The organism is Cupriavidus sp. GA3-3, from assembly GCF_000389805.1.
Taxonomy (GTDB): Bacteria; Pseudomonadota; Gammaproteobacteria; order Burkholderiales; family Burkholderiaceae; genus Cupriavidus; species Cupriavidus necator_D.
Window position 1 is genome coordinate 1 of the sequence record NZ_KB944461.1, and the last position, 16471, is coordinate 16471.

Sequence of the window (16471 nt, forward strand, 5' to 3'; positions counted from 1 at the left end):
CCCCCCGATCGCCGCGTCCTGGCGCCGCGCCTGGGATCAGGTGATCCCGTTCTTTACGTTCCCGCCGGCGATCCGCAAGATCATCTACACGACCAACGCGATCGAGAGCATCAATGCGCAACTGCGCAAGATCATCAAGACGCGGGGCCACTTCCCCAGCGATGAGGCGGCGACCAAGCTCCTGTGGCTGGCCCTGCGCAACATCACCGGGAAGTGGGGCAGTTCAACGCATGACTGGAAGGCTGCCATGAACCAGTTTGCGATCCTCTACGAGGACCGCTTCACCCATCCGCATCGTTGAGATAATGCTGGCTCACCGGTCGAATTGACGGTGAGCCTTTACCTGCCCTGCACACAAAAAAACTGACAGGCCCGGCCAGACACACGCCCGAACGTTCGGCAACGAGAGCGGTGCCCCCATGCGGTTTATCGGATGGGATGTCGTCGTACTGTACAAGGGGTCTGACCAACCGCTCCTCAAGTATCGGAATTCCAGCGCTGTGTCTGCCGAGGATTGCGCAAGTCCAGTGCTTCGCCTGAGGGGGCAATTCAAACGTAAGCTGATCTACACGTTTCTATATTCCGGAGACCGGTACGACGGCACATATTTTGATGCGCAAACCGCTTCCATTGCGCCGCATGACCCCCATGGCTGTAAGGCGCCTGGCGGGGCATCGATTCGATAGCCGTCCTTGCTCGCGAGGTTACGTGGGAAATCCATAATTGTCTGCGTCGTTCAATAAGTGGAGAATCGCCATTGCCCCCGCCACGCCGCCCACCTAAGCGCCGACCACCGTGACGTCCACCGCCCCCTCACGCACCCCCCGCCTGCACTTCGACCTCACCACCGTCCAGCTCTTCATCGCCGTATCCGACTTCGGCAGCATCACCCGCGGCGCCGAGCGCCTCCACCTGGCCCCCGCAGCCGCCTCCCGCCGCATCCTCGAACTGGAAGCCCAACTAGGCGTCTCCCTCTTCGAACGCCTGCCCCACGGCATGGCCCTGACCGAAGCCGGCCGCGCACTGCTGGCCCACGCCCGCGGCATCACCCACACCGTCCAGCGCATGCAGGACGACGCTGCCTCCTTTGTCGGCGGCGACCTGGGCGTGGTCCGGGTAGCCGCGCCCAAATCCGCCGTCATCCAGTTCCTTCCCTTCGACATCCAACGCTGCGCCACGGCCTGCCCCGGCGTGCGCATCGACCTGCAGGAAATGAACAGCGCGGAAGTCCAGCAGTCGCTGCGCCGCGGCACCGTGGACATCGGCATTTACGACGGCAGCCTGGGCGTGATCGACCTGCCGACCGCGCCCTATCGGAATGATGAACTGGTGCTGGTGGTGGCGCGCGGCCATGCGCTGGCGCGGCGCCGCAAGGTCACGCCGGACGACGTGCTGGACTGCGACCTGATCGTGCTCAGCGAGAGTTCGGCGATCTCGATCGTGCTGGAGCGGCTGGCGGAGGAGGCCGGCCGCGTGCTGCGCATGCGCATGCGCGTGGGCGGCTTCGACAGCATGGCCGCGCTGGTGGCGCAGAACCTGGGCGGCGGGGTGATGCCGGAGGCGATCGCGCGCGAGGTGGCGGCCGGCAGCCGTTTTGTGCGGCTGCCCATTGCGGCGCCCTGGGCGCAGCGGCAGTTTGTGCTGTGCCATCGGCCCCATGGGGCACTTTCCTCGGCGGCGCTCAGCGTGCTGGCGGTGCTTGCGCAAAACGCGAAACCAGAATCCCCCAATTAGCGATAGCCCGCGGCGGATGTATTGCGGATGATGGCTCCATAACTACAGGACGGAGACACGCAATGCAGCGCAGACAATTCATTGTGGCGGCAGCGGCCGGGCTGGCGATACCCAGCCTGGTGCGCGCCGCCGACATCGCCGGCCCGGTGCGCATTGTGGTGGGCTTCGCCCCCGGCGGCGGCACCGATGTGCTGGCACGCGTGATCGGGCAGAAGCTCGGGGTCATGTGGAACACCAGCGTGCTGGTGGAGAACAAGCCCGGCGCTACCGGCGCCATCGCCGCCGCCTATGTGGCCAAGCAGCCGCCTGACGGCACCACCTTGCTGATGGCGCATGTGAACAGCCACGCGATCGCCCCGGCGCTGCTGGACGTCAAGTACGACCCGCGCGCCGACTTCACGCCGATTTCGCTGGTGGGCGTCACGCCCAATATGCTGACCTGCCGTCCGGAGCAGAAGGTGCGCAGCGTTTCGGACATCGTGGCGCTGTGCCGGCAGAAGCCGGGGAAGATTTCCTTTGGCTCGTCCGGCATCGGTTCGGCGCAGCACCTGGCGCTGGAGATGTTCCGGTTGCAGGCCAGGCTCGATGTGGTGCACGTGCCTTACAAGGGCTCGGGCCCGCTGGTCGCGGACCTGATCGGCGGCCAGATCGACTATGCGTTCGACACCATGACCGCCGCCACGCCGTTTATCCAGCAGGGCAAGGTGATCGCGATTGCGCAGACCCGCCTGAAGCGCGCGGCCAGCCATCCCAATGTGCCGACGCTGGCGGAGTCCGGCTTCCCCGGGCTGGACGCGGCGTCGTGGTATGGCCTGGTGGGCCCGAAGAACATGCCGCCGGCGCTGGTGCAGCGCATGAACGCCGACGTCAACCGCGTGCTGGCCATGCCCGACGTCGCCGAGCGGCTCAAGAGCTTTGGCGCCGAGGACTCCGGCGGATCGAACCAGCAGTTCGCCGCCTTCATCGCCTCTGAGTCCACCAAGTGGGCCAAGGTCGTGAAAGACGCCGGCGTAAAGGCCGAGAGCTGAGCGCTGCAAGACGATGGCCGAGAACCGACGCACGCGCGCACGCTGCCCATCCATCTATCCAGGAAGAAGCATCCCATGACAGATTTCCGCGACTCGGGCGCACAGGCGCCTGCCTCCACCTTGCCGCTGGCCGGCGTGCGCGTGCTCGACGTCAGCCAGGTCATGGCCGGGCCCTACGCCTGCATGCTGCTGGCTGATCTGGGCGCCGACGTGATCAAGATCGAACCGCCCGACGGCGGCGACCAGACGCGCGGCGCGATGGGCTTCAAGATGAAGGGCTCGGACAGCATGGGCTTCCTCAACATGAACCGCAACAAGCGCAGCGTCACCCTGGATCTGAAGACCGAATCCGGCCGGCAGGTGCTTTATCGCCTGGCGGAAACGGCCGACATCCTGGTGGAGAACTACCGACCCGGCGTGATGAAGCGGCTGGGGATCGACTATGAGACCCTCGCCAGGATCAATCCCAAGCTGGTCTACTGCAGCATCTCGGGCTTTGGCCAGAGCGGGCCGTGGGCCGGGAGGCCGGGCTTTGACCTGATGGCGCAGGCGATGTCGGGCGTGATGAGCGTCACCGGCTACCCGGGCGGCGCGCCGGTGAAGGCGGGCGTTCCGGTGGCCGATATCGGCTGCGCGCTGTTCGCCACCTACGGCATGCTGTCTGCCTATATCGGCGCCAGGGAGACGGGCAAGGGGCAGTATGTCGATGCGTCGCTGTTCGATTCCGCGCTGGCGTTCTCGGTGTGGGACACCTGCGAATACTGGGGCACGGGCCGCGAGCCCGAGCCGCTGGGCACGGCCAACCGCATGAGCGCCCCTTACCAGGCGATGAAGTCCGCCGATGGCTACTTCGTCATGGGGGCCACCAACCAGAAGCTGTGGCAACTGCTGTGCAACACGCTCGACCGGCCCGACCTGCTCGCGGACGAGCGCTTTGCCACCGTGGCGCTGCGCCTGGCCAACCGGCAGGCACTGATCGCGATGCTGGAGGAGAGCTTCGTCAAGGAGAGCAGCGACTACTGGATCGAGCGCCTGCTCGGCGTCGGCATTCCGGCCGGGCCGATCCTGACCTACCCGCAGGCCTTCGACAGCGAGCACGGCCGCCACCGCCAGATGCGCATCGAAATCGATCATCCGATCGAGGGCAAGGTGCCCAATATCGGCTTCGCGGTGAAGATGGGCGGCACGCCCCAGCAGGTACGGCGCCCGCCGCCGCTGCTCGGCCAGCATACGGAAGAAATCCTGGCCGAGCTGGGTATCCCGAAGGACGAACAACAGTCGCTGGCTGTAGCCGGCGCATTCGGATCATGAAGGCCGCGCTGCCGCCGGAGGGCGGTCCCGGCAACGACGGACAAGTCACGCTCACGATGCAGGGGCAGGTCGCAACGCTGACGTTTGACCGACCAGCCGCGCGCAATGCGATGACGTGGGCCATGTACGAGCAACTTGCCACGCATTGCCGCGCGCTTGCGGCGCAAGGCAATGCGGGTGCGCGCGTGGTGGTGCTGCGCGGCGCGGGCGGAGAGGCCTTTGTCGCAGGTACTGACATTGCGCAGTTCCAGCAGTTCTCCAGCGGCGAGGACGGGGTTGCCTACGAAGCGCGTATCGACGAAGGCGTCCGCCTTGTCGAGCAACTGCCGATGCCAACTGTGGCGGTTATCGAAGGCTGGGCGGTGGGCGGCGGCCTGGCCATCGCCACTGCGTGCGACTTCCGTGTCGCGACGCCCAAGGCCCGCTTTGGCGTGCCGATTGCGCGCACGCTGGGCAACACGCTGTCGGCACTGAACCTTGCCAAGCTGCGTGCGGCCTGGGGGCTGCAGCCGGTGCGCCGCATGCTGCTGCTGGCGCAGATCCTCGACGCCGAGGCTGCGCTCGCGTGCGGGTTTCTTGAGGGTGTGTACGCTGCCGATGCGCTGGAGGCCGAGGTCGTCTCGCTATGCGACCGGCTTGGCGCGCTGGCGCCTGTCACGCAGACGGTGGTCAAGGAGGCGTTGCGGCGCCAGACCGTGCAGTCGGTGGCCGACACGGATGACCTGGTGCGCTTGTGCTACGGCAGCGGTGACTTCCGGGAAGGGGTGGATGCGTTCGTGAACCGGCGCCCGCCGGTATGGAAAGGGAGTTGAACGTCTGGGCCTCGTACGCCAGCCGCCGGTGTTTCAAAATTGAAACCATCTGGCTGATTTACCGTGCAACCGACACATCGCGCGAGCGTCACGCGCCCGCTCGTCAGCCTCCCGCCACGGGTGGCCCGCGATATGCATCACATTAATGCTACGGGCGATAAAGACGCTCGAGCCTGCATGCCTGAACCTGTGCCATGCAGTGGGTGTCACCAGCGCGGCTGGCGGTGGAATCGGTGCCAGATGGCATTTGTAAGGTCTGTGCCATCGCCGCGCCGCTTCTACCGTCTGGTTGCCGTCTCAGGAAGGAGCGCGCCATGAAGAACAAGCTTCCCCCGATTGCCACACTGGCCTTCGGCGTCTGCCTGACGATGTCTGCGGCATTGGCTGCCCCGCCGGGCGACATGGTCATGGTCACTGCCGACGAGGTCAAATGGGCGGACCTTCCACTGATACCGGGTGCCAAACTTGCCGTCCTCGAGGGGAAGATGGACAAGAAAGCGCCGTTCACCGCCCGGATCAAGCTGCCCGCGGATGCCAAGGTGCCGGCGCACTGGCACCCGGGCGTGGAGCGGGTGACCGTGCTTTCCGGGACGTTCAACTATGGCATGGGCGACAAGCTCGACCCGGAAAAGACCTCGCCGCTCGGCGCCGGCAGCCTGATTGTCATGCCACCCAAGATGCGCCACTTTGGCTGGACCAAGGAGGAAACCGTCATCCAGATCAATGCGTCGGGGCCCTGGGCTTTCAACTTCGTCAACCCGGCTGATGATCCCAGGAAGAAGAAGTAATGCCTGGTGCGGGGCTATGGATGTCTCAAAGCGGCGCAAGCCGCGGGCAGGACCATAGCAGGCATCGGACGTGGCAAATACCTGATGGAGAGGGCGGTGGCTTGCGGCAATTGCCATGACATGCGTGCGATTCGACGGCTGGCGGTAATCCTTGCACTGGTACTCGCTGGCTGTGCGGGGCCCCGGACGGCACCCACGCCTGATGCGCGGAGCGCATTGGCGCCGACGGGGAAACTCCGCGTCGGATTCATATCGGGCTCCCCGATCCATGCGACGAAGGATGCTGCGTCAGGGGAGTTCAGAGGCGTTGCCGTTGACCTCGGCAAGGAAATGGCGCGGCGACTCGGCGTTTCGTTCGAGCCCGTTGCCTACACTTCGGTCCCGGCGTTGATCGCCGGCGCAAAAACCGGGGAGTGGGATGTCGCCACGATGGGAATCAGTACCGAGCGCGCGTCGGTCGTGGACTTTACCGCGCCATACATGGAGGTCGAGTTCAGCTACCTCGTTCCGCCGGGTTCGCGCATCACCACGCTGGCGGACGTCGACAGGCCCGGTGTCCGGATTGGCGTGGTGGAAAAGAGCTCGCCGGATGCCTATCTTGCCAGCACCATACGGAGTGCCACGCTGGTTCGGTCTTCAACTATTGCAGACATGGTTGAATCGCTGCGGGCCGGAAGGGCAGATGTCATTTTCGGAACCAAGGCAGGCATGTACAGCCAGGCCGAGAAACTCGCGGGTTCGCGCGTGCTAGAGGGCCGGTCCGGCGGGGAGAAGGCCGGGATGGCAACGCCGAAAGGACGGGATTACAGTGCTGCCTACGCGCGCAAGTTTGTCGAGAGCGCGAAATCCGAAGGCCTGGTTGAGGCGGCGATCGAACGCGCCGCATTGCGCGGAGTCGTTGCCGCTCCGCGTGAATAGTATGCGCTAACACCTGCATCACCCGGCTACGACTTCGTTTCCGCCGATTCCAGAGTCCTCTCAATGCCCGCTCGGGCAAGTCCAAAGACAATGCTCCGATCCACTCGGATTGTGCTTATTTTCTGGTTGTCACTTGACAACTAGTCATTGCGCATCTAGTCTCGGAGACACGAATGACCCGCGCCAGGCACCCAAGGAAGAAGATTGAGGCCGCACTCAGGCATGCAGCGCTGCATGGCTGGCGTGTCGAGCAGGCCAAGGGCAACGGTCATGCGTGGGGCCGCATCTACTGCCCCGACAACGACAAGGAATGCCGCTGCGGCGAGTTCTGTGTATCCAGCGTCTGGAGCACGCCGAAGAATCCGGGCAACCACGCCAATGCCATCCGGCGGATCGTGGCCAACTGCTCGCATCAGCGGGAAGTGACAACGCTGCGCGTACTGCAATTCAGGACATGACCATGGAATATGCCTTCACCCTCAAATTTCACCTGTCGCAGGCGGACAGCGATACCGATGCGCTGGTCGAACGCCTGGCCGAGGCGGGGTGTGATGACGCGCTGGTGGGCACCGGCCTGCCGGGCCGCGTGGCGCTGGCATTTGTCCGTGAGGCAGAGTCGGCGCGGGTGGCCATGGTGAGTGCCCTGGCCGATGCCCGCCGCGCCATGCCATCGGCCACGCTGATCGAGGCGGCGCCGGACCTGGTCGGGCTGACGGATATTGCCGAGATGGTTGGCGTGTCTCGCCAGAACATGCGCAAGCTGATGCTTGGCTACCCCGATTCCTTCCCGGTGCCGGTGCATGAAGGCAGCAGTTCGCTGTGGCACTTGCTGGACGTGATCGTGTGGCTGGGGCAGCGTGGCTACGACATTAAGCCGGAGCTCCTTGAAATCGCGGCCACGGCGATGCAGGTGAACCTGGCCAGGTGCGCCAGCCAGGTGGCACCGGCGATGGCGCGGGAGTTCCGGTCGCTGGTGGCTTAGCGGTCGGCCGTCGACTCCGCTTCCCGGCCCATCCTTTTCGGGTGGTGGTACGAATCCCGGCCTCTGGCCAAGATGCCCGGACAACCGCCCTAGCCGGGCACCACAACCAGAAGTGGAGACAAGATGGCCGAATCAGACAGTGAAAGCCGTGATGGGCGAGTTCTTCGCCGCCTTTGCCCGCGCAGACATGGAGCGCATCGCCGCGTGCCTGGACGATGAGTTCGTCTGGACCCTGCCCACCGGCGAATCCGACCCGCATGGCCTGGTTGTGCGCGGCAAGGCTGCCGCCACGGACTACCTGAAGCAGCGCTTCTTTGCAGACAAGGCCAATGCGCCGGTGCTGTCGGACGTCAAGCTTGAGTACACCGGTGATCTGGCCATCATGCGCTTTCGCGTACAGGTGCCGGCCAGCGATCAGCAGCACGGCCATCGCCAGCCGCGTCGCCAGGCGGGCGGGCACGGTGACCGCCATCAGCGTGCCGAGCAGCGCCATCGGCAAGCCCAGTGTCAGCGTCAGCCCGGTCGACCCATAGTGATGCCGACGATCAGCGACAGCAGGCCCAGCACCCACAGCATGGCCGTCATCAGCTGGTCTGCGCGACGATGCACGCCTTGCAGCAGCGGGGTGTGCGGCGCGGCTGGCGCAGAAACGGAACTGCCTGCGGCACGGCGGGCAGGGATGGTCGCGGACAGCCGTCCGGACAGGGCGTGGTCAGCGCTGGTCATGGTTCCCTCGCAGCGTAAGTCAAGAAGACGCTGCACCCCGTCCGCCTGATGGCTTATTGTTTTAATGTCTTAATTTATGGCGTTGCGCGGCTGATTATATCGACGCCTGCCCGCTGCAACAGGCTCGGCCCGCGCGCCTTAATCCAACAGCGCCACCTGCACGTCGCGCGTGCCCTGGTACGGGTTGCGGCCGTGCCAGACCTGCAGGTTGTCCAGCACCATCACGTCGCCATCGCGCCAGGGCCAGCTATAGGTGGTCTGGTCGCACAGTTGGTCGATATGCGCGCGTTCGGCATCGGTCAGGCGTTCGCCATTGCCCAGCGTGGCGCCGGTCGGGTACTTCTGGCGCTTGCGCCGTTCCAGGTCCTGCTCGGGGTTCTCCACCTGCGGCAGCATATGCAGGATCGACCGGTACAGCTTGCGTCCGGTCTGCGGATGTACCACGAACGGCTCCAGCGCATTGAGCACGGTCAGGCTGCCGTCTTCATGCCAGACTGGTTCCAGCCCGCGCTCGGCGCACAGCCGGTTCACCTCGGCCGGGTCCTCGGTATGGAACGACTGGTTCCAGCCGCGCTCGTCCATATGCGCGTAAGAGGCATCGTCGGCATCGCGCCGCGGTCCGAAGTTGATCGCGGTGCGGCTGCCCAGCGTGGCGAGCCTGCCGGCCAGTTCTGGGTCCATGCGCTCGGCCAGGTGGCGCACATCGGTGATCAGGGTTTCGCCGCCCACCTCGGCGGTCTTGCGCGAGAAGAAGGCGATGCGGCGCGGGTAGTCGCGGCGGTAAGCCATTTCGGAATGTACCGCCAGGCGCACGCTGGCCGACAGCCGCGTGGCTTCCATCACGCGGCCGCTGATGGTTTCGCGCGGGGCGCGGCCGCCGGCGTAGCCACCGTCGAAGGCCGGAAACTGCTCGATGAAGTCGGCAAAGTCCTCCGTGCCGGCGGTCGGGAAGCCGCGCAGCACGATCCCGCCATGTTCCAGGATCAGCGCGTCCAGCGCCGGGCGCACCGTGCGCGACCACTGGCGGAACTGCGCGCGGTCCAGCAGGCGTTCGCCGGCCGGTTCGATGAACAGCGGCGGGCGGCCGGGCTGCAGCACGTGGCAGCGCACATCGGGGCCAAGGGCGGGAACGGCTACTGCGAAGGTTGCCGCATCGGCGGCGGTGGCTTGGGTCATGTTGTCTCCAGTCTTGTGCTCAGGTCGAAGGCGGGGTCAGTGCCGGTAGGACGGGTCGATGTGGTCCAGCTCGCGCCGCACCGCCGCCCATTCGCGGTCGCCGCGGATGGCTACGCGGCCGAAGGCCTTGCGGCTGGCTTCCAGCGATGCCGGTGACGGCATCACCAGTTCGCCGCCAGCCATGGCATCGACCTGGATCTTGCAGGCCGATTCCAGCCAGTAGATGTTGAAGAAGGCTTCGGCGATGGTGCGCCCGCATACCAGCAGGCCGTGGTTGCGCAGGATCATCGCGTTGTGCTGGCCCAGGTCCTGCACCAGCTGGCCCTGCTGGGCCAGGTCGACTACCGGGCCGGAGAAGTCGTGGTACGCAATGCGCCCGTAGAACATATGCGCATGCTGCGACACCGGCAGCAGGCCGCAGGCCATGGCCGATACCGCCGACGATGCGCGCGTATGCGTGTGCAGCACGCACAGCGCATCATGGCGCGCGGCGTGCACGGCGGTGTGGATCACGTAGGCGGCGGGGTTCAGGCCCAGCTCTCCGGCATCGCGCTCGGGCCGGTGGACGATGTCGCCGTTCAGGTGGATCTTGTACAGGCTGGACGCGTTTACTTCCTGGTACAGCAGCCCGTAGGGGTTGAGCAGGATGTGCTCAGGCTCGCCCGGAACGCGCGCGGTGATGTGGTTGTAGATCAGGTCGGTCATGCCGTACCGGTGGATGGCGCGGTAGAGCGCGGCCAGCTCGATGCGGGTGGCCCACTCGGCGTCCGAAATGGCGGCGGGACGGATGGGATCGGTTTCGCTCATGCGATGGCTCCTTTGCGTGCGTAGGGCTCAGTCCAGCCGGATGCCGAGCTCGGCCACCAGCCGCTTGTCGCTGGCGAATTGCGAAGCGGCGTAGTGCTGGTAGTCGGCGGTATTCATATGGCGGTTGGGCATCGATTCGGATTCGAGCGCGCGCAGGTAGGCAGGGTCCGATGTGGCCTGGCGGAAGGCATCGTGAAGCGTGGCGACCACCGCGGGGTCCAGCGCGCGCGGGCCGGCGATGCCGATTTCGGACTGCACGGTGATGTCGTAGCCCAGCTCGCGCAGCGTGGGCACGGCCTGCCAGCGCTTCAGGCGCTGCGGCTCGGCCACGGCCAGCAGGCGTACCTTGCCGGCTTCGGCCATGGCGCCCCAGCCGGCTTCGATCATCACGTCGACGTGGCCGCCCAGCAGCGCGGACAACGCATCGGCGCCGCCCTTGAAGGGGATGAAATTGAGCTTGATGCCGGCCTGCTGTTCCAGCCGGCGCACGGTGATCTGGCCGAGCGAGCCGGTGCCGACCGATGCCACGTTGACCTTGCCAGGGTTGGCGCGCGCGTGCTCGACGAAGTCGCCAAAGCGCTTCCAAGCCGAGCCCGCTGGCACCGAGATCCCGTACACATAGCTGGTCAGGCCGATGATGTAGGTGAAGTCCTTGATCGCGTCGTAGTTCACCGGCTGCAGGTGCGGCAGGCGGAACAACGCCGGTGTGATCAGCGCCAGCGTGTAGCCGTCGCGCGCCGCGCTGCGCGCCATCGCGGCGGGCCCGAGCGTGCCGCTGACGCCGGGCTGGTTCTGGATCACGATGGGCTGGCCCAGGGTCTTCGATGCCGCCAGGCACAGCGCGCGCATCTGCACGTCGGTGGCGCCGCCGGCGGTGAAGGGCACGATCAGGGTGATGGGGCGCGCGGGCCAGGCCTGGGCGCGCACGGTGGCGGGCAGGCTGAGCATGGCAGGGAAGAGCGCGGCGGCCGGCATGGCCTTGAGCAGTGTGCGCCGGCGGGCGTCGGGTGGGCGGGGCATGTGGTCTCCTTGTCTGGTCTGCGGCAGCGCGGGCGGGCTGGTTGCCGGATGCGTTCGAAGCGTCCCGTGTGGTCCGGGCTTTGCGCGATCGCCGTCCTGTGCTGCATGCGGAAAAGTCTATGGCGCATGTCGGCGCGCATTGATGCCGGCGCCCGGCAAACCGATTCCGAACCGGAATCGCGGACTAAAATGCCCCGGCCACCGTCGCAACATCGCGCTATATCGGCCAACCACAGGAATCGCTGCATGAAGACCGAAGACCTCAGACTGTTCCTGGTGGTGGCCGAGCACGGCAACCTGCACAAGGCTGCCGGCACGCTGGGGCTGACCCAGTCGTCGCTGTCCAAGGTATTGGCGCGGCTGGAGGGCGAGGCCGGACTGCAGCTGTTCGAGCGCATGCCGCGCGGCGTCATGCTGACGCCGGTGGGCCACAAGCTGCTGGCGCACGCGCGGCGCATCGTGCTGGCCAATGACGATATGGAGAACGAGATCAACGACGAGCGCCAGGCGCGCGTCGGCCAGGTGCGCGTGGCGACGCTGCCGCACGTGGTGCCGTCGCTGTTCTCGCCGCTGCTTGAGCAGTTCCTGGCCAGCCGGCCGCTGGCCAGGTTCTCGATCACCACGCACCTGAGCCCGCAGCTGATGGCCGCGCTGCAGGGCGGCGAGGTGGACCTGGTCTGCGCCGCCATGCCGGACGGCGAAACCGATGGCGTCGAGTACCTGCCGCTGGGCGCGCTGACGCTGCAGGTGGTGGCGCGCGCGGGGCATCCGCGGCGCGCGCGCTTCCGCTCGCTGGCCGATCTGGTGGACGAGCACTGGGTGGCGCCCGCCACCTCGCTCTATGTGCGCAGCGGCTTCGAGGGGCGCTTCACCAGCCGGGGCCTGCCGCCGCCGCGCGTGACCGTGGAAAGCACCAGTTCGTCAGTGTCATTCGCGGACCTGCTGCGCAACACCGACCTGCTCGGCATCATGCCGCAGCGGCTGCTGGGCCAGGCGGTGGCGCAGGGCCTGGAAGCCGTGGAGGGCGATGGCATGTGCTGGCAGTATGAGCTGGCCGTGTTCTGGCGATCCAGCGCCTACCTGTCGCCGCTGTGCCGCGACTTCCGCGACGCGCTGGTGCGCTGGTGCGGGGAAGCCGGCATCTGAGCCGATGCCGGCAACACCATGCCTCAATCCAGCCGGATATTGTTTTCCTTGATCACGTTGCCCCAGTACGCCTGGTCCGCTCTGGCCGTCGCCGCGAACGCCGCCGGCTGCGTCGTCTTGACGATCAGCCCCAGCTCGGCGAGGCGCTGGCGGATGTCCGGCGCGGCCATCACCGTTTCCACATCGGCCGAGACCTTGTCGACGATGGCCTGCGGCGTGCCGGCGGTGGTGAACAGGCCCAGCCAGGCCGGGCCGTCCAGGCCCTTGTAGCCGAGTTCCTGGAAGGTCGGCACATCCGGCAGCATCGGCGCGCGGGTATTGCCGGTGACCGCCAGCGGCTGGAGCTTGCCGGTGCGCGCATGCTGGCGCACCGTCATCGGCGACAGCGTTCCCAGCGAGATCTGGCCGCCGATCAGGTCGGTGGCGATGGGGGCTTCGCCCTTGTACGGGACATGGACCAGTTCGGCGCCAGCTCCCTTGAGAAAGACCTGCATATAGAGATGGGCGCCGGTGCCAATGCCATAGGTGCCATAGGAATACTTGTCGGGCTGGGACTTGGCCAGGCTGACCATCTGCGGCAGCGTGCGCGGCATGGCGCTGCTGGCGGTCAGCACCAGGCTCGAGGTGCACAGCTGGCAGATGGCGGTCAGGTCGCGCAGCGGATCGAACGGCGGCTTGGCCACCATATAGGGCGTCTGCACCAGGCTGGGCAAGCCCAGCAGCAGCGTGTAGCCGTCCGCCGGCGCCTTGGCGACCACGTCGGCGCCGATCATGCCACCCACGCCGGGGCGGTTCTCGACGATCACAGGGCGCTGCCACAGCTTGCTGAGCGGATCGCCCAGCGCGCGCGCCAGCACGTCGGTGGCACCGCCGGGCGGGTAGGGCACTACCACCCGCACCGGGCGCGACGGGTAAGCCTGCTGGGCCCACGCCCGGCTGATTCCAAGAGTCGAGGCGGTGGCTGCCAGGGAACCTGCTCCCAGCCAGTGCAGGGCTTTGCGGCGGTCGGCTTGCATGGTGTTTCCTCCAGTCGTTGACATCGTGTCGGTGCGCGGTACGGGTGCGCCAGGGCGCCAGTGACCACGGCAACCCGCAGCCTACGAGGCAGCGCCATGGCGGGGCATCGGCGGGATGGACGAAAAGAGTGGGGAGTACTTACCCGGGGGCCTGTGCGGGAGGGTTATTGCGGCAGTGCCGCAATCCGAGCCGACGTTTCCCTTATGATGGGCGCCGCCGCTGTCTCTGCTGCTTGCCTGCCTGATCCCGTGCGGCGTCCGATCCATTTTTTGCTTTTCCATCATGGCCCGCCTCAAACTCGACCTGCCTGCCGACCAGTTCTGCTACGCCACGCACCTGACCGTGCGCGTGACCGACATCAACTCGGCCAACCACCTGGCCAACGATTCGATGATCTCGATGATCTCCGAGGCGCGGGCGCGCTTCCTGTATGAATTCGGCAGCGAGGATGTGCGGCAGGAAGGCGTCGGCATCATCGTGACCGACCTGGCCACGATGTACCGCAACGAGGCGCATGCGCGCGACCAGCTGCAGTTCGAGGTGGGGGTGATGGACTTCAACAAGTACGGCGGCGACATCATCTTCCGCATCACGCGGCCGGCCGACGGCACGCTGATCGCGATGGCCAAGTCGGGCTTTGTCTTCTTCGACTACGTGGGGAAGAAAGTGGTGGCGATGCCGGAGGGATTCGCCAAGCGGTTCCCGAAGGTGAACTGGATGGAGTAATCGCCTGCGTGGCGCTGTCCTTCAACAGCGCCACGGTTCCTGCAAGAGGTTCGGCTTACGCCTTGCGCTCGCCGCCCAGCGCCTCGGTGAGGTCGCCGAGCATGCCGGAGAGTTCGCCGGCCATCATGGTGAAATCGGCGTCGAAGCGCTCGTCTTCATCGTGCGCCGTGCCGTCGGCCTGTTCCTTGATCACGTCCAGCGGCGCCACCTTCTTCACCACCAGCCCGTCGGTCAGCACGAACGAGACCCGGTCGTTCCACGTCATCGCCAGGCGCGTGCAGCGCTTGCCGGCGGCGATATGGCGGCGCAGGTCTTCCGGGTCCAGCGGGTGGCGCACGTAACGCACGGTGGCCTTGCTTTCGGCGCCGGACTGCAGCTCGATTTCCTGGTCGACGGTGAAGCCGCCCGGTGCCGCATCGCCGGCCAGCCATTCGGTCATGGCTGCCACCGGCGACTGGTTGACGTGCAGGTTGATCAGCGGCAGCGGATCCAGTGCCTTGAACAGCATGCCGCGCACTTCATCGGCCTTGGCCGTGGCGGCGGCGTCAATGGCAAGCCAGCCGTTGTCCGGGTCGATCCACACACGCGTGTCGCGGCGGATGCTGAAGGCGCGCGGCAGCAGTTCTTCGGTGACCTGCTCCTTCAGTTCCTTCATTTGCTTGCGGCCCGGCTTGTAGCCTTGCTGCTCTTCGATTTCCGCGGCGCGGGCGCGCGTGACCTGGTTGACCACGGTGGTGGGCAGCAGCTTCTTTTCAGTGCGCAGCGTCAGCAGCATCTGGCCGCCGACGGTATGGACCAGCTGGCCGTTGTCACGCGGCGAGGCCCAGCCCTGGGTTTGCATTTCGAGGCTGGTACCGGGGAAGAAGGCGTGCTTCGCCAGGCTGGCTTCGACCTCGTCGGCGCTCAGCGACCACGGGGCGGAGAAACGATGGACCTGCAGATTCTTGAACCACATGGGAATTCGGCCAAAGGGACGAATTCTATCCGTTCGCGGCGCGCGGTCGCGAAAAATGAGGGCGCCGCGCGGAACGCAAGCCGCGCGGCGGTCACCGCAAGCCCGCCCTTACAGGTCGAGCTTGGTGATCTTGCTGCCCTCTAGGCTCAGGCCCGCCATCAGGCCCGCATTGGTCATCACGAAGCCGACGATGGGTTGCTGGGCGGTCTTGGTGTCCAGCACGCCGCTGGCGCCAACCGTTGCCACGGCCACGGTGGCATCGACGCCCGCGACCCAGCCTTCGCTGCGCACGAACTTGTCATACGCGTCCTGCGTCAGGAACATCAGGATCACGGACTTGGACTGCGCACCGATCTGCCAGCCGACCGAGCCGGAGACCAGGCGGTAATAACCGCGCGTGGCGCCGCCTGAGCGCAGGGAACCGTCGCCATACTCGCCGCCGACGATAAAGCCGGCCGACAGCGTCTTCGGGAACACCAGGATGCCGCGCGCGCGGTTGCCCAGCTCGCGCGAGCCCTGGACCGAGCTGTACAGGCGCGACAGCGTGCCGTCCACGCCGGAGTCCAGCTCACGCCGGCGCGCGGCCTTGTCGGTGGGGGCATCGGGCTTGGTGGTGGTGCAGGCACCCAGGGCCAGGCTGCCGAGGGCCAGACCCGCGCTGGCCGAAAGGAAGGTTCGACGTTTCATCTCGTCTCCTTGGTGTTGTTGTCGTCTTTGAAGCATAGGCGCCGGAAGCACCCGGGCAAATGCCGGACCGCGCAGAGACGTTTCCATTTGTGACGAAGGTGGTGCCGGGAGGCCATTCGCGGCAAGAATAGCCAGTCTTGCGCCCGGAACGTCCCATGGCTGAACATGGGACGGCCCAATGCGCCGTGACCGCATCATCCAGCCATGAAAAAACTCCTGACAGCCCTGCCGCTGGCCTTCCTGGCCGCGTGCGCTTCACATCCTTCGGGTCCTTCCAATGACGCCGGCGCCGCGGCTGCCGGATCGCAGTCGGCCGTCGACAGCAGCGGCTGGCAGGCGCTGCGCGCCAAATACATGGACTGCGCCCAGAAGAAGGCCAACGATAACCTGTCGGCCAAGGGCCAGCCCAAGGACGTGGCCAACCTGGCGCTGGCCGCGTGCGAGCCTGAGCTGGGCGCCATGCATGATTCCTTCCGCACCTACCTGGATGGGCAGATGTCGTCGTCGCACGGCAAGAGCAGCGCGCGCCAGGCAGCGGCGCGCGTGACCACCGACACCCGCGAGAAGGCGCGCAGCTACCTGGTGCGCTACGTCGAGCGCGAGCGCTACGTGGCCCGCGTGCCCTGAGGGCACGCGCG

The 16471-nt window shown here is 66.4% G+C and carries 19 protein-coding genes; 13 read left to right on the forward strand and 6 right to left on the reverse strand.

Annotation, left to right across the window (positions count from 1 at the left end; translation table 11 throughout):
• The 10 genes from C265_RS02675 to C265_RS02720 form a co-directional block, all read left to right on the forward strand.
• On the forward strand, positions 1-301 hold a 301-nt coding region (locus tag C265_RS02675; RefSeq protein WP_010809865.1), incomplete at its 5' end, for an IS256 family transposase.
• A 494-nt stretch (positions 302-795) separates the two neighbouring features.
• Positions 796-1734 carry a LysR family transcriptional regulator gene (locus C265_RS02680; protein WP_010813152.1) on the forward strand — a complete coding sequence of 313 codons (939 nt, stop codon included), beginning with the start codon at positions 796-798 and terminating at the stop codon, positions 1732-1734.
• 62 nt (positions 1735-1796) lie between these two features.
• Positions 1797-2762 carry a tripartite tricarboxylate transporter substrate binding protein gene (locus tag C265_RS02685; protein ID WP_010813153.1) on the forward strand — a complete coding sequence of 322 codons (966 nt, stop codon included), beginning with the start codon at positions 1797-1799 and terminating at the stop codon, positions 2760-2762.
• A 75-nt stretch (positions 2763-2837) separates the two neighbouring features.
• A complete protein-coding gene (locus tag C265_RS02690; RefSeq protein ID WP_010813154.1) occupies positions 2838-4073 on the forward strand; it encodes a CaiB/BaiF CoA-transferase family protein in 1236 nt (411 codons plus the stop codon).
• Positions 4070-4885, forward strand: a complete 816-nt coding sequence (locus tag C265_RS02695) for an enoyl-CoA hydratase/isomerase family protein (protein WP_010813155.1) — start codon at positions 4070-4072, stop codon at positions 4883-4885. The genes C265_RS02690 and C265_RS02695 overlap by 4 nt, the downstream gene beginning before the upstream one ends.
• Before the next feature lie 314 nt (positions 4886-5199).
• Complete coding sequence (locus C265_RS02700; RefSeq protein ID WP_010813156.1) at positions 5200-5673, forward strand: cupin domain-containing protein; 474 nt, start codon at positions 5200-5202, stop codon at positions 5671-5673.
• 120 nt (positions 5674-5793) lie between these two features.
• Positions 5794-6591 carry a transporter substrate-binding domain-containing protein gene (locus C265_RS02705; RefSeq protein WP_037023620.1) on the forward strand — a complete coding sequence of 266 codons (798 nt, stop codon included), beginning with the start codon at positions 5794-5796 and terminating at the stop codon, positions 6589-6591.
• Between the two features lie 173 nt (positions 6592-6764).
• Complete coding sequence (locus C265_RS02710) at positions 6765-7049, forward strand: hypothetical protein (RefSeq protein WP_010813158.1); 285 nt, start codon at positions 6765-6767, stop codon at positions 7047-7049.
• Between the two features lie 2 nt (positions 7050-7051).
• Complete coding sequence (locus C265_RS02715; RefSeq protein WP_010813159.1) at positions 7052-7573, forward strand: AlpA family transcriptional regulator; 522 nt, start codon at positions 7052-7054, stop codon at positions 7571-7573.
• Positions 7574-7724: 151 nt separating this feature from the next.
• The gene (locus tag C265_RS02720; protein WP_010813160.1) at positions 7725-8348 is read left to right on the forward strand and encodes a nuclear transport factor 2 family protein; all 624 of its coding nucleotides are present in this window, start codon (positions 7725-7727) and stop codon (positions 8346-8348) included.
• Between the two features lie 89 nt (positions 8349-8437).
• Here the strand turns inward: C265_RS02720 and C265_RS02725 are convergent, their stop codons facing one another.
• Genes C265_RS02725 through C265_RS02735 form a run of 3 tightly spaced genes read right to left on the reverse strand, consistent with a single transcriptional unit; the run spans position 8438 to position 11302 of the window.
• Positions 8438-9475, reverse strand: coding sequence for a TauD/TfdA family dioxygenase (locus C265_RS02725; RefSeq protein ID WP_010813161.1), 1038 nt, complete (start codon positions 9473-9475; stop codon positions 8438-8440).
• A 36-nt stretch (positions 9476-9511) separates the two neighbouring features.
• Positions 9512-10282, reverse strand: a complete 771-nt coding sequence (locus C265_RS02730; RefSeq protein ID WP_010813162.1) for a class II aldolase/adducin family protein — start codon at positions 10280-10282, stop codon at positions 9512-9514.
• A 27-nt stretch (positions 10283-10309) separates the two neighbouring features.
• Positions 10310-11302: a tripartite tricarboxylate transporter substrate binding protein gene (locus C265_RS02735; protein WP_010813163.1), complete on the reverse strand. Its 993-nt coding sequence runs from the start codon at positions 11300-11302 to the stop codon at positions 10310-10312.
• 246 nt (positions 11303-11548) lie between these two features.
• Between C265_RS02735 and C265_RS02740 the strand changes: the two genes are divergently transcribed.
• Positions 11549-12448: a LysR family transcriptional regulator gene (locus C265_RS02740; protein WP_010813164.1), complete on the forward strand. Its 900-nt coding sequence runs from the start codon at positions 11549-11551 to the stop codon at positions 12446-12448.
• A gap of 23 nt (positions 12449-12471) precedes the next feature.
• On the opposite strand, the gene C265_RS02745 is transcribed toward C265_RS02740, so the two are convergent.
• The gene (locus tag C265_RS02745) at positions 12472-13464 is read right to left on the reverse strand and encodes a tripartite tricarboxylate transporter substrate binding protein (RefSeq protein WP_010813165.1); all 993 of its coding nucleotides are present in this window, start codon (positions 13462-13464) and stop codon (positions 12472-12474) included.
• A 283-nt stretch (positions 13465-13747) separates the two neighbouring features.
• Here C265_RS02745 and C265_RS02750 point away from each other — a divergent pair, with 283 nt between their 5' ends.
• A complete protein-coding gene (locus C265_RS02750) occupies positions 13748-14191 on the forward strand; it encodes a thioesterase family protein (RefSeq protein WP_010813166.1) in 444 nt (147 codons plus the stop codon).
• A 55-nt stretch (positions 14192-14246) separates the two neighbouring features.
• Here C265_RS02750 and C265_RS02755 read toward each other — a convergent pair whose 3' ends face one another.
• On the reverse strand, positions 14247-15146 hold the full coding sequence (locus C265_RS02755; protein WP_010813167.1) for a recombination-associated protein RdgC: 900 nt from the start codon (positions 15144-15146) through the stop codon (positions 14247-14249).
• Positions 15147-15254: 108 nt separating this feature from the next.
• Complete coding sequence (locus tag C265_RS02760; protein WP_010813168.1) at positions 15255-15833, reverse strand: YSC84-related protein; 579 nt, start codon at positions 15831-15833, stop codon at positions 15255-15257.
• A 204-nt stretch (positions 15834-16037) separates the two neighbouring features.
• Here C265_RS02760 and C265_RS02765 point away from each other — a divergent pair, with 204 nt between their 5' ends.
• Positions 16038-16460 (forward strand): hypothetical protein, encoded by a 423-nt coding sequence (locus C265_RS02765; protein WP_010813169.1) that lies wholly within the window; start codon positions 16038-16040, stop codon positions 16458-16460.
• Positions 16461-16471: the final 11 nt, after the last annotated feature.

Excerpts from the sequence above, each read along its gene's own strand:
- C265_RS02685 (WP_010813153.1), top strand. The coding sequence starts at position 1,797 with ATGCAGCGCAGACAATTCATTGTGGCGGCAGCGGCCGGGCTGGCGATA.
- C265_RS02690 (WP_010813154.1), top strand. The coding sequence starts at position 2,838 with ATGACAGATTTCCGCGACTCGGGCGCACAGGCGCCTGCCTCCACCTTG.
- C265_RS02695 (WP_010813155.1), top strand. The coding sequence starts at position 4,070 with ATGAAGGCCGCGCTGCCGCCGGAGGGCGGTCCCGGCAACGACGGACAA.
- C265_RS02700 (WP_010813156.1), top strand. The coding sequence starts at position 5,200 with ATGAAGAACAAGCTTCCCCCGATTGCCACACTGGCCTTCGGCGTCTGC.
- C265_RS02705 (WP_037023620.1), top strand. The coding sequence starts at position 5,794 with ATGCGTGCGATTCGACGGCTGGCGGTAATCCTTGCACTGGTACTCGCT.
- C265_RS02710 (WP_010813158.1), top strand. The coding sequence starts at position 6,765 with ATGACCCGCGCCAGGCACCCAAGGAAGAAGATTGAGGCCGCACTCAGG.
- C265_RS02715 (WP_010813159.1), top strand. The coding sequence starts at position 7,052 with ATGGAATATGCCTTCACCCTCAAATTTCACCTGTCGCAGGCGGACAGC.
- C265_RS02720 (WP_010813160.1), top strand. The coding sequence starts at position 7,725 with ATGGGCGAGTTCTTCGCCGCCTTTGCCCGCGCAGACATGGAGCGCATC.
- C265_RS02725 (WP_010813161.1), bottom strand. The coding sequence starts at position 9,475 with ATGACCCAAGCCACCGCCGCCGATGCGGCAACCTTCGCAGTAGCCGTT.
- C265_RS02730 (WP_010813162.1), bottom strand. The coding sequence starts at position 10,282 with ATGAGCGAAACCGATCCCATCCGTCCCGCCGCCATTTCGGACGCCGAG.
- C265_RS02735 (WP_010813163.1), bottom strand. The coding sequence starts at position 11,302 with ATGCCCCGCCCACCCGACGCCCGCCGGCGCACACTGCTCAAGGCCATG.
- C265_RS02740 (WP_010813164.1), top strand. The coding sequence starts at position 11,549 with ATGAAGACCGAAGACCTCAGACTGTTCCTGGTGGTGGCCGAGCACGGC.
- C265_RS02745 (WP_010813165.1), bottom strand. The coding sequence starts at position 13,464 with ATGCAAGCCGACCGCCGCAAAGCCCTGCACTGGCTGGGAGCAGGTTCC.
- C265_RS02750 (WP_010813166.1), top strand. The coding sequence starts at position 13,748 with ATGGCCCGCCTCAAACTCGACCTGCCTGCCGACCAGTTCTGCTACGCC.
- C265_RS02755 (WP_010813167.1), bottom strand. The coding sequence starts at position 15,146 with ATGTGGTTCAAGAATCTGCAGGTCCATCGTTTCTCCGCCCCGTGGTCG.
- C265_RS02760 (WP_010813168.1), bottom strand. The coding sequence starts at position 15,833 with ATGAAACGTCGAACCTTCCTTTCGGCCAGCGCGGGTCTGGCCCTCGGC.
- C265_RS02765 (WP_010813169.1), top strand. The coding sequence starts at position 16,038 with ATGAAAAAACTCCTGACAGCCCTGCCGCTGGCCTTCCTGGCCGCGTGC.